The sequence below is a fragment of the Xanthomonas sacchari genome, assembly GCF_040529065.1.
Classification (GTDB): domain Bacteria; phylum Pseudomonadota; class Gammaproteobacteria; order Xanthomonadales; family Xanthomonadaceae; genus Xanthomonas_A; species Xanthomonas_A sacchari.
Genome location: NZ_CP132343.1, coordinates 4281805 through 4293150, shown reverse-complemented (window position 1 = coordinate 4293150; position 11346 = coordinate 4281805). Strand labels below are relative to the sequence as shown.

Genomic DNA, 11346 nt, shown 5'->3' with positions numbered 1-11346 from the left:
GCCGAAAGGGGTCAGGCCACGTCGCGGGTGAACACCGCCATCTGGGTCGGCGGGCCGACCTCCGGATCGTCCGGGCCGATGGGGGCATGGCGCACGCTGTAGCCATTGCGCTGCGCCACGCCGTCGGCCCAGGCGCGGAATTCCGCACGCGTCCACTCGAAGCGGTGGTCGGGGTGGCGGAAACGCCCGGCGGGCAGGGTCGGGAAGCGCACGTTGTACTCGCTGTTCGGCGTGGTGATCACCACCGCCGGCGGCCTGCCGAAACCGAACAGGGCGCGCTCGAACGCGGGCAGGCGCGGCGCGTCCATGTGTTCGATCACCTCGATCGCGCAGGCCGCATCGAAGCCCTCGATGCGCCGATCGCGGTATGTCAGCGCGCCGTGGGCCAGGGTGATGCGCTGACGCTGCAGCGGCGGCAGACGTTCCAGGTGCAGCCGATCGGCGGCATGATCCAGCGAGCGCAGCGACACGTCGATGCCGAGCAGGTGCTCGATCTGTGGCTCCTTGAGCAACAGGCCGAGCAGGCGGCCTTCGCCACAGCCCAGGTCGACCACCCGCCGCGCGCCGAGGGTGCGCAGCGCCTCGACCACGGCCTGCATGCGCTGGTCGTTGAGGCTGAGCGGACGTTCGATCGCGTCCTCGGCCGCTTCCTTGCGCTCTTCCTGCGCGTCGATCGCCTCCTCTTCATCGTCCAGCAGGCGCGCCAGCGCCGCACGCACCAACGGCTTGTGGCGGCGCAGGTAGCGGCCGACGATCGCCTCGCGTTGCGGGTGCGCGGACAGCCAGGTACCGCCCTTGTCGAGCAGCTTGTCGATTTCGTCGTGGCCGACGTAGTAGTGCTTGTCGCCGTCGACGGCCGGCAGCAGCACGTACAGGTGGGTCAGCAGGTCCTGCAGGCGTACGGTTCCGGCGAGCTGCAGGCGGACGTACGGGCTGTCGCCCCACTCGGGAAAGCGCGGATCCAGCGGCAGGCGCTCGACCGTCACCGTATAGCCAAGCGGCTCGAACCAGGCATGCAGCACCTGTTCGCTGCCGCGACACCGCAGCACCGGGATCTCTGCTTCCAGCGCAATGGCCGTGTCCGCCAGTGCCTGGCGGCTCTTGCTGGTGCCGGCCATGGCGGTGCCGAACACGCGCTTGAGCGCGACCGAGAGGAACGAACTGGCGACATACGGGCGGTCGTTGACGTACTGCGACAGGCTGCCTTCGGCCTCGCCGCGCCCGCGCACCAGCCCGACCGGGTCGATGTCGAGCATCAGCACCGCGGTGCAGCGCGTGTCGTCGGCCTGGGGGTAGAACACCCGGGCGGTACCGAACGGCAGGTCGACCTCGTGGGCACGCTCGGGATGCTTGATCAGCAGGTAACCGAGATCGGTGGCGGGCTGGGTGGTGGTGGAGAGGGACAGCAGCACGGTGATGGCTTCGTGAGAAAGGCCGTGAGTCTAACGTGGTGCCACTGCCGCTGTGCCGCGACTGTGCGCGGGTGGGCGGGCGACCGCTGGCGCGGCACGGCGCGTGTGATGGGGGGCATGGGGTGCGCCGCGGGCGCCCCGGCTGCGCCTGCAGGCCGAGCGCGGATGCGGGTGTCGGCACCCGTCGCCGCGCCGCGACGCTGCCTTGCTCCGAGCCGCGTTGAACCAGGCATGGCGATGCCTTGGCAGCGCGGCGCTCAGCCCAAGCGAATCCAGTCCAGTGCCAGCAGCATGTCGATCGCCGCTGCCGCCGCCTGTTGCGCGTGTTCCGATGGCTCGATTGCATGTGCGTCATTCAGACGGGCAAGAAGCTGCTCGGCCTCGCGCAACTGCCCGGGATGCGCCAGCTGGAGGCGGCGTGCGGCCTGGAACACCGTCATGATGTCCTCGGCGTGGTCGGTGTTCCTGATCCGCGCGAACAGCTCCACCGCCTTGCCGATCTCGGCATCGTAGGGCGCGTACGCCGCTGCGAACCGGGCGTGCTCCCGGAGGTACTGGGGCGACGCGCGCAGTGCCATCGTCCGCCCCTGCGGCTGCTCCTGCAGCCAGTTGCGGTTGGCCAGGTCGGTCAGGATGGACCGGACGTCGCCCTGGCGCGGCCCACGGCCGGCATTGCCGAACGCCAGCCCGGTCGGCACGTCCAGTTCGGTCATGGCCCAGCAGAGCGTCTGGAATAGCGTACGCCCGATCGGCCGCGCCTCCGATCGGGCCTGCAGCCGCCGCAGCACTTCCATGATCGCGATCCAGCCGGGCTGGGGCGCGACCCGCGCGCCTGTGCCCTCGGCCGACCCATGCGCAGGCTGCGACAGGAAGGCGGGCTCGAGCTGCGCCAGCGGCGTGCCGTACGGCGCATAGACCTCGATCTCGACCGGCAGGTGCGCGAGTCTGCGGTAGATCAGCGGACCCACCTCGCTCCAGGCCAGGCCGCCATTGCCGCAGCCCAGCGGCGGCAGGGCGAGGCTGCGCACGTCCCATTCGCGCAGATGCGCTACGAGGTAGTCGAGTCCCGCTGTGATGTCCTGCAGCCGCGATGGCGAGCGCCAATGGCGCTTGGTGGGGAAGTTGAGAATGCGCAGGCCGCTGGCATCCTGATAGAGATACGGTTCGCCGATACGCACGCGGCCTTCCCGGCAGCGCGCTGCGTAGTCTTCGAACATGGCCGGGTAGCGCCGCTTGAATTCCTGCGCGATGCCCTTGCCCATGATGCCGGCGCAATTGACCGCATTCGCGTAGACCTGGGCGTGGCTGGTGAACAGGTCGCCGATACGTGCCTTGAACATGCTGCGATCCATCGATGAAGGAATTCCCGCGGCGGTGCTGATCGGTCGCCCGCAATGGGCAGGTCGCACTGCATGTGCGGTGCGGCGACATGCATGGCCTGGCCCAGGACAGGCCGACGCGGCCGCGGTGATGACGCGTCAGCGCGTGTGCGCAAGCAGTGTCATGCAGCGAAAAGGCGGCCATGGCGGCAGCAGGAAGCGCGCGAGCATGCGGCGGCGGCGTCTCATGTCTTGAGATTGGCGAACTCGGAGACACGGCGCGGGTTGCATGCGCCGACGCAGGTCCTCCCATCGATGGCGGCGATCATCGACCGTAGGAGCGGCTTCAGCCGCGATGGTTTACCGGTGATGCCTCGTCGCGGCTGAAGCCGCTCCTACGGCTAAGTCTCTGCGCCGACTGTGCGATGGATGGCTTGTTCGCCATACATGAATCGTATACGATACATATATACTTCAAGCGGAAGCCACCATGGGCATCGTCAACATCGATGACGACCTGCACGACCAACTGCGCCGCGCCTGCACGGTGACCAGCCGGTCGATCAATGCGCAGGCCAATTTCTGGATCAAGGTCGGCATGCTGTGCGAGATGAACCCGGAGCTGTCGTTCCAGGACATCGTGGCGCGCGAACTGCGTGCGGCGGGGGTGCGGCCGCAGGCGGTGACACCGGGGCGGACGTGATCAAGCAGCCGGACGAGCTGGCGCGGCTGGCCGAGTCCGGGCGCCTGTTGGCGCAGGTGTTCGCGCGGCTGGACGGGATGTCGCTGCTGGGCCGAAGCACGCTGGAACTCAACGACCTCGTAGAGCGGATGATCGTGGACGAGCTGGGTGCGCGGCCGGCGAGCAAGGGCCAGTACGGGTTCCCGTTCGTGCTCAATGCCTCCATCGACGACGTGGTCTGCCACGGTGTGCCGTCGGCCGACGCGGTGCTGCGCAACGGGCAGATCGTCAATCTGGATATCACCCTGGAGAAGCACGGCTATATCGCCGACTCCAGTACCACTTACCTGGTGGGCGAGGTGGCCTATCCGGCACGGCGCCTGGTGCAGGCCGCGTACCAGGCGATGTGGAAAGGCATCGCTGCGGTGCGTCCCGGCGCGCGGCTGGGCGACATCGGCCACGCCATTGCGCGGCATGCGCGTGCGCACGGCTACACCGTGGTCAAGGAGTATTGCGGCCACGGCATCGGCCGCGCCATGCACGAGGAACCGCAGATCCTGCACTACGGGCATGCCGGCACCGGCCTGGAGTTGCGTGAGGGCATGGTGTTCACCATCGAGCCGATGCTCAACCAGGGGCGCGCGGCGATCCGCTCGCAGCCGGAGCAATGGCCGGTGCACACGCGCGACGGCAAGCTCTCGGCGCAGTTCGAGCACACCGTGGCGGTCACCGCCAGCGGCGTGCAGGTCCTGACATTGCGGCCGGGGGAAGTGCCGTTGTGCCGGGTGGGGTGAGGACGGCGATCGGTAGGGTGGTGCGGGTGCGCGCGATGCTGCGCAACGCTGGGGGACGATCTCCGTATCGTGCTTGGTCGCGTCGCGGCTGAAGCCGCTCCTACACGGGGCTGCGGCGAGCTGGTCGGGTGCACTGTGGGAGGGACTTCAGTCCCGACGCATTGCGCCATCGAAAAGCACGCCACTTCGCGCGTCGCGGCTGAGGCCGCTCCCACCATGCCAGCGACAGCGCCCGTCTAACTTTCGGCCTACGCACCGCCGCCGCGCCGCGCACGCCAGCGCGCCACGCGCTCCTGCAGCCCCACCACGCAGACGAAGAACGCCGGCACGAAGAAGATCGCAAGCACCGTGCCGCTGACCATGCCGCCGAACACGCCGGTGCCGATGGCGTGCTGGGTCTCGGCGCTGGCGCCGCTGGCCAGCATCAGCGGCACCACGCCCAGGGCGAAGGCCAGCGAGGTCATCAGGATCGGGCGCAGGCGCAGGCGTGCGGCGTTGGTCGCGGCCTCCACCAGGCCCTGGCCATCGCGGTGCAGCTGCCGGGCGAACTCGACGATGAGGATGGCGTTCTTCGCCGACAGGCCGATGATGGTGATCAGGCCGACCTTGAAGAACACGTCGTTTGGCAGGCCGCGCAGCATGACCGCGGCCACCGCGCCGAGCAGGCCCAGCGGCACCACCAGCATCACCGACAGCGGGATCGACCAGCTCTCGTACAGCGCCGCCAGCACCAGGAACACCACCAGCGCCGACAGCAGCATCAGCAGCGGCGCCTGCGCGGCCGATTGCCGCTCCTGCAGCGATTGCCCGGTCCAGGCCACGGCGAAACCCGGCGGCAGTTGCGCGGCCAGCCGTTCCATCTCGGCCATGGCCGCGCCGCTGGACACGCCGGGTGCGGCGCCGCCGGCGATGCGCACGGCCGGGAAGCCCTGGAAGCGCATCAACTGCTGCGGGGCGTCGGTCCAGCTGGCGCGCACCACTTCGCGCAGCGGCACCATGCCGCCGCTGTCGCTGCGCACGCGCAGGTCCAGCACGTCGTCCAACTGCATGCGCGACGCGGCGTCGGCCTGCAGGATCACCTGCTGCATGCGCCCGGTGTTGGGGAAATCGTTGACATACAGCGAGCCCATCGCCGCCGACAGCGTGTTGCTGACCGCGGCGAACGACAGGCCCATGGCCTCGGCCTGCTGGCGGTCGATGTCCAACTGGATGCTCTTGCCCGGCGGCAGGCCGTCGGCATAGACGTCGCTGACCACGTCGCTGCGCGCGGCCAGCTCCAGCAATTGCGCCTGTGCGGCCATCAGCGCCGCCTCGCCGCGGTTGCCGCGGTCCTGCAGGTACACGGTGAAGCCGGAGGAGGTGCCGAGTTCGTCGATGGCCGGCGGCAGCAGGCTCATCACTGTGCCTTCGGGCAGCGTCGCCATCGCCTGTTGCGCGCGCTCGGCTTCGTCGCGCGCGCTGGCGCCGTCGCGCTGGTCCCAATCCTTGAGCATGGTGAAGGCCATGGCCGCGTTGCTGCCCGAGCCGGAGAAGCTGAAACCCAGGATCACCAGGTTGGACGCCAACGCCGGGCGGGTGGCGACGTGCCGCTCGAACGCCTTGACCACGTCCAGGGTGCGCTCGCTGGTGGCGCCGGTGGGCAACTGGATCGATGTCATGAAGTAGCCCTGGTCCTCTTCGGGCAGGAACGCCGAGGGCAGCACGCGCATCGCCAGGACCAGCGCCACGCACAGCGCCGCGAACACCGCCATCACCCGCCCGCCGCGGCGCAGCAGCCAGGTCACGCGCGCGGCGTAGCCGCCAGCCAGGCGCTCGAAGCCACGGTTGAACGCGCCGAAGAAGCCGCGCCTGGTGTGATGGCCGGATACGACCGGACGCAACAGGGTGGCGCACAGCGCAGGCGTCAGGGTCAGTGCCAGGAACGCGGAGAACAGGATCGACACCGCCATCGCCAGGGTGAACTGCTGGTAGATCACGCCCACCGAACCGCTGGCGAAGGCCATGGGGATGAACACCGCGGTCAGCACCAGGGTGATACCGACCACCGCGCCGCTGATCTCGCGCATCGCCTTGGTGGTGGCCTGCCGCGGCGGCAGGCCTTCGCTGGCCATGATCCGCTCGACGTTCTCCACCACCACGATGGCGTCGTCGACGATGATGCCGATCGCCAGCACCATGCCGAACATGGTCAGCACGTTGATCGAGAAGCCAGCCAGCAGCATCACCGCGAAGGTGCCGAGCAGCGCGATCGGCGCGACGATCGCCGGGATCAGCGTGTAGCGCACGTTCTGCAGAAACACGTACATCACCAGGAACACCAGCACCATCGCCTCGAGCAGGGTCTTGAGCACCTGCTGGATGGACAGCTTGACGAATGGGGCGGTGTCGAACGGGATCGAGTAGGCCATGCCGGCCGGCATGCTCGCGGCCAGTTCCGCCAGCCGCGCCTTCACCGCCTGCGCGGTGCGCAGCGCATTGGCACCGGGCGAAAGCTGGATCGCCGCGCTGGTGGCGGCCGCGCCGTTCTCGCGGTTGGAGAAGCCGTAGGACTGCGCGCCCAGTTCCACCCGCGCCACGTCGCCCAGGGTCACCCGTGCGCCGCCGCTGTCGGCGCGCAGCACGATGGCGGCGAACTGCGCGGGCGTGGTCAGTTGCCCGGCCACGGTCAGCGGCACGGTCAGGCGTTGCCCGTGCACGGCCGGCTCGTCGCCGAGGCGGCCGGGGGCGATCTGCGCGTTCTGCTGCTCGATCGCCTGCGCCAGCTCGGTCATGGTCAGGCCGTAGGCGATCAGCTTGTCCGGATCCACCCACACGCGCATGGCCTGCTCGGCACCGAACAGCTGCACGCGGCCAACGCCGTCGATGCGCCGCAGCTCCTGCACGATGTTGCGGGCCAGGTAGTCGTTGAGCGCCACTTCGTCGTAGCGGCCGTCCGGCGAGGTCAGGCCGACCAGCATCAGGAAGCCGGAGGCGGCCGATTCCACCTGCAGGCCGTTCTGCCGCACCGCCTGCGGCAGCCGCGGCTCCACCGCCTTGAGGCGGTTCTGCACGTCCACCTGCGCCAGCTCCGGGTCGGTGCCGGGCTTGAAGGTGGCGGTGATCTGCGCGCTGCCGGCGCTGTCCACCGAGGACTCGAAGTACAGCAGGTTCTTGACCCCGGACAGTTCGCGCTCGATCAGGCTCACCACCGAGTCGTTGAGCGTCTGTGGCGTGGCGCCGGGGTAGACGGCCATCAGCGATACCGACGGCGGCGCCACCGACGGATAGCGGGCCACCGGCAACTGGCCGATGGCCAGCGTGCCGAACAGCACGATGAACAGCGCGATCACCCAGGCGAAGACCGGGCGTTCGATGAAGAACTGCGGCATGGCGGCGTCCCCGGCTCAGTCCGTGCCCGCGGTCGCGACCGCCGGCGGCTGCCATGCGCGTGCATGCACCCGTGCACCGGCGCTGAGCCGGTCGATGCCCTCGACCACCACCCGCTGCCCGGCCTGCAGGCCGGCGACGACGCGGTAGTGGCCCTGCACCAGCTCACCCAGTTGCACCGTTGCGCTGCGCACGCGCGCGTCGGCGTCCAGCACCCACACCTGCGCGCGCCTGCCGACATGGGTAACCGCCTGCTGCGGCACGCGCAGCGCCTGTGCGTAATGCGCACGCGGCACCCGCGCCCGCACGTACATGCCCGGCAACAGGCGCCGCTGCGGGTTGTCGACGAGGATGCGCAGCAGCACATCGCCGGTGCCGGCATCGACGTTGATGCCGGAGAACAGCACGCGCCCGCTCAGCCCCGAGGGCGTGCCGTTACGGTCGAGGATCTGCGCCGGCAGGCCGTCGCCGGCGGCGGCCTGCGCGCGCGCGGCCGGGTCCAGCGGATCCTGGTCGGCGGCGGACTGGCGCACGTCGACGTAGACCTGGTCGATCTGCTGGATCACCGCCATCGGCGCGCTGTCGCTGGGCGAGACCAGCGCGCCCTCGGTGAGCAGCGCCTGGTCGATGCGGCCGGCGATCGGCGCATCGACGGTGGCGAAGGCCAGGTCCAGGCGCCGCCGTGCCAGCGTCGCCTGCGCCTCGGCCACCGCCGCGGCGGCCTGCGCGCGCTGCGAGGCGGCATCGTCGTACATCTGCCGGCTGACCATGCTGGATTCCAGCAGCCGCTGCAGCCGGGCGTGCTGCACATCGGCCAGCACCTGTGCGGCCTGGGCGCGGTGCAGCGCGGCCGCCGCCGTGTCCATCTCGGCCTTGAACGGCGCCGGATTGATCTGGAACAGCGCATCGCCACGGCGCACGTCGGCGCCCTGCTCGAAGAAGCGGCGCTGCACGATGCCGCCGACCTGTGGGCGGATCTGCGCGCTGCGCACCGCGGCCACGCGTCCGGGCAGATCCACGCTCACCGTCATCGGCGCCGGTTGCAGGGTCACCGCGGTGACCTGCACCGGCGCGGCCACCACCTGCGGCTGTGCGCCGCCGCCGCAGCCCGCCAGGGCCAACGCCAGCGCTCCGCCGAGTCCCAGAGTCCGTCCCTGTTGCTGCATGCCCATACTTCGTGCCTCGCCGCTGCCGCCGCGGATGCGGCGGACGCCTAAGCCGCGCATGGTCGCGGCCGCGGGTTGCGCGGCGTTCGATGCGATGTGGAGATATGATGGAGATCCGCCCGTTCGGGCCGACGCGCCTTCGCTGCCACCATGTCCGTTTCCTCTCCGGGCGCCGCCGTGCCCGCGTCCGCGCCGCTGGTCCTGATCGCCGAAGACGAGAGCGAGATCGCCGAGATCCTCAGCGCCTACCTGGCGCGCAGCGGGTTGCGCAGCGCCCACGCCGCCGATGGCCGCGCCGCGCTGGACCTGCACCTGGCGCTGGACCCGGACCTGATCCTGCTCGACGTGCAACTGCCGGCGGCGGACGGCTGGAAGGTGCTGGCCGAACTGCGCCACCGCGGCGAGACCCCGGTGATCATGCTCACCGCGCTGGACCAGGACATCGACAAGCTGATGGGCCTGCGTCTGGGCGCCGACGACTACGTGGTCAAGCCGTTCAATCCGGCCGAGGTGGTGGCGCGGGTGCAGGCGGTGCTGCGGCGCATCCGCGGCAATGGCACCGAGGAGGCGCGCAGCCTGCGCGTGGGCGCCTTCCATGTCGATCTCGACCAGCACGCAGCCAGCGTGCGCGTGGGCGAGCAGCGGCACGCGCTGGACCTCACGCTCACCGAGTTCAAGCTGCTGGTGCGGCTGATGCGCGCGCCGAAGCGGGTGTTCAGCCGCGCCGAACTGCTCGACGCCTGCCTGCCGGAAGGCGACACACAAGAGCGCACCATCGACAGCCACATCAGCAAGCTGCGCAAGAAGCTGGAGGCGCTGGGCGTGCAGGGCACGCCGGCCAGTGTGCGCGGCGTCGGCTACCGGTTCGGAACCGGCGCGTGAGTCGCGCCCCCGGCCTGCGTCGCCAGGTGATCCTGTCGCTGGGTGCGCTGGCGCTGTGGATCATCCTGCTGTCGGTGGTCGGCTCCTACGTGTTCTATGCGCTGGCGGCGGCGTACAAGCCGGACAGCATCTCCGACACCTGGGTGCCCTCGCGCGTGGAGATGCTGTGGATCGGCGCCACCGCGGCGTTGGCCGTGGCGATCGCGGTGGCGGTGGCGGTGCGGCTCTCGCGGCGCATCCTCACGCCGTTGAATTCGGTGGCGCACAGCCTGCGCGAAGTGGCCCAGGGCAATTTGAGCGCGCGCGCGAGCATGGATGCGCATGCGCTGGGCGAGACCGCGCAGCTGGTGCGCGACTTCAACGCCATGGCCGATCGCCTGCAGGCGATGACCCGCGAACGCGCGTTCTGGAATGCCGCCGTCGCCCACGAACTGCGCACGCCGGTGACGATCCTGCGCGGGCGCCTGCAGGGCCTGGCCGAGGGCGTGTTCGCGCCGGACTTGGCGGCCTTCGAGAGCCTGCTGCGGCAGGTGGAAGGCCTGAACCGGCTGATCGAGGACCTGCGCGTGCTGAGCCTCACCGACAGCGGTCACCTGGAGTTGCAGCCGGCGCCGACCGATCTGGTCCAGGAAGTGGCGGCGGTACTGCATGCGTTCGACGCCAGCCTGGCCGCGCGCGGGCTTGTGCTGGAGCCAGCGCTGGCGCTGCGCACGCCGGTGCTGTGCGATGCGGTGCGCATCCGCCAGGCACTGATGGCCTTGCTGGAGAACGCGCAGCACTATGCCGAGCCGGGCCCGCTGCGGGTGGGCGTGCAGGCCGACGCGGGCCAGTGCGTGCTGTTCGTGGAAGACAGCGGCCCCGGCGTCGCGCCGGAGATCGCCGCGCGGGTGTTCGATGCCTTCCGCCGCGGCGATCCCTCGCGCTCGCGCAAGAGCGGCGGCAGCGGCCTGGGCCTGGCGGTGGTCAAGGCCATCGCCGTGGCGCATGGCGGCGATGCGCTGTGTCTGCCGGCCGGCAGCGGGACGCGGTTCGAGGTGCGCTGGCCGCTGGCGTCGGCGGAGGCCGCGCCGCGCTAGGCGCGTCGCTTCAAGTGGACGGCGCGTCGCCCGGCACGCGCGCCGCGCGCCCCGGCAACATGCGGGTCAGTACATCGTCGCGCCGTACCCAGTGATGGAACAGTGCGGCGGCCACGTGCAGCAGCACCACCACCCACGCGATCCATTTGCCGATGAAGTGGTGGACTACGTCGATCGGTGCTTCGAACGCCTCCCAGCTGAGGTGCCAGGTGCGGCTGATCCAGGCGAACAGCGCGGTCTCGTTGAAGCCGGGAATGCGGAACAGGCCGACATCGGTCGGCGCGCCGGTGCCGATATAGCCGGTCAGCGGCATCACGATCAGCAGCGCGTACAGGCCCCAGTGCGCCAGGTGCGCGAGCCGGTGTTCCAGCGCCCAACCCGGCGGATCGTCCGGCTGCACGTCCAGCCAGCGCCACAGCAGCCGCGGCAGCACCAGGAATCCCACCAGCAGGCCCAGCACCCAGTGGATGTTGAGCACCGGCAGCGAGGCGTCGGAGCTGTCGTCCATGAACCAGATGACGTAGTACACCACCGCATATGCGCCGATGAAGGCGGCCGCGGTGGTCCAGTGGAACAGCTTGGCGAGGGCGCCGAAGCGCTGTGCGGTGTTGCGCCAATGCATGTGCGTGGTCCGGTACGGGGGCGAGGT

9 protein-coding genes are annotated in these 11346 nt (G+C 70.1%); 4 read left to right on the top strand and 5 right to left on the bottom strand.

Features of this window, described 5'->3' with window-relative positions:
* Positions 1-11: 11 nt before the first annotated feature.
* Both RAB71_RS18255 and RAB71_RS18250 read right to left on the bottom strand, forming a co-directional pair.
* Positions 12-1412: a 3' terminal RNA ribose 2'-O-methyltransferase Hen1 gene (locus tag RAB71_RS18255; protein ID WP_010340729.1), complete on the bottom strand. Its 1401-nt coding sequence runs from the start codon at positions 1410-1412 to the stop codon at positions 12-14.
* A 257-nt stretch (positions 1413-1669) separates the two neighbouring features.
* The gene (locus RAB71_RS18250) at positions 1670-2752 is read right to left on the bottom strand and encodes a macro domain-containing protein (RefSeq protein WP_234006611.1); all 1083 of its coding nucleotides are present in this window, start codon (positions 2750-2752) and stop codon (positions 1670-1672) included.
* A gap of 469 nt (positions 2753-3221) precedes the next feature.
* Here RAB71_RS18250 and RAB71_RS18245 point away from each other — a divergent pair, with 469 nt between their 5' ends.
* Entirely contained in the window at positions 3222-3434 is a 213-nt protein-coding gene (locus RAB71_RS18245; RefSeq protein ID WP_010340731.1) for a ParD-like family protein, read from the top strand.
* Positions 3431-4207 carry a type I methionyl aminopeptidase gene (gene map, locus RAB71_RS18240; RefSeq protein WP_010340732.1) on the top strand — a complete coding sequence of 259 codons (777 nt, stop codon included), beginning with the start codon at positions 3431-3433 and terminating at the stop codon, positions 4205-4207. Before RAB71_RS18245 ends, map begins: the two co-directional genes overlap by 4 nt.
* Positions 4208-4455: 248 nt before the next feature.
* Here map and RAB71_RS18235 read toward each other — a convergent pair whose 3' ends face one another.
* Both RAB71_RS18235 and RAB71_RS18230 read right to left on the bottom strand, forming a co-directional pair.
* On the bottom strand, positions 4456-7575 hold the full coding sequence (locus tag RAB71_RS18235; protein ID WP_010340733.1) for an efflux RND transporter permease subunit: 3120 nt from the start codon (positions 7573-7575) through the stop codon (positions 4456-4458).
* A 15-nt stretch (positions 7576-7590) separates the two neighbouring features.
* The gene (locus RAB71_RS18230; protein WP_029561800.1) at positions 7591-8739 is read right to left on the bottom strand and encodes an efflux RND transporter periplasmic adaptor subunit; all 1149 of its coding nucleotides are present in this window, start codon (positions 8737-8739) and stop codon (positions 7591-7593) included.
* Between the two features lie 150 nt (positions 8740-8889).
* On the opposite strand from RAB71_RS18230, the gene RAB71_RS18225 reads away from it, so the two are divergent.
* Positions 8890-9621: a response regulator gene (locus RAB71_RS18225; RefSeq protein ID WP_050946527.1), complete on the top strand. Its 732-nt coding sequence runs from the start codon at positions 8890-8892 to the stop codon at positions 9619-9621.
* Positions 9618-10697: an ATP-binding protein gene (locus tag RAB71_RS18220; RefSeq protein ID WP_010340736.1), complete on the top strand. Its 1080-nt coding sequence runs from the start codon at positions 9618-9620 to the stop codon at positions 10695-10697. The genes RAB71_RS18225 and RAB71_RS18220 overlap by 4 nt, the downstream gene beginning before the upstream one ends.
* Positions 10698-10707: 10 nt before the next feature.
* Here RAB71_RS18220 and RAB71_RS18215 read toward each other — a convergent pair whose 3' ends face one another.
* Positions 10708-11319: a cytochrome b gene (locus RAB71_RS18215; protein WP_010340737.1), complete on the bottom strand. Its 612-nt coding sequence runs from the start codon at positions 11317-11319 to the stop codon at positions 10708-10710.
* Positions 11320-11346: the final 27 nt, after the last annotated feature.

Excerpts from the sequence above, each read along its gene's own strand:
- RAB71_RS18250 (WP_234006611.1), bottom strand. The coding sequence starts at position 2,752 with ATGTTCAAGGCACGTATCGGCGACCTGTTCACCAGCCACGCCCAGGTC.
- RAB71_RS18245 (WP_010340731.1), top strand. The coding sequence starts at position 3,222 with ATGGGCATCGTCAACATCGATGACGACCTGCACGACCAACTGCGCCGC.
- RAB71_RS18235 (WP_010340733.1), bottom strand. The coding sequence starts at position 7,575 with ATGCCGCAGTTCTTCATCGAACGCCCGGTCTTCGCCTGGGTGATCGCG.
- RAB71_RS18230 (WP_029561800.1), bottom strand. The coding sequence starts at position 8,739 with ATGCAGCAACAGGGACGGACTCTGGGACTCGGCGGAGCGCTGGCGTTG.
- RAB71_RS18215 (WP_010340737.1), bottom strand. The coding sequence starts at position 11,319 with ATGCATTGGCGCAACACCGCACAGCGCTTCGGCGCCCTCGCCAAGCTG.
- RAB71_RS18225 (WP_050946527.1), top strand. The coding sequence starts at position 8,890 with ATGTCCGTTTCCTCTCCGGGCGCCGCCGTGCCCGCGTCCGCGCCGCTG.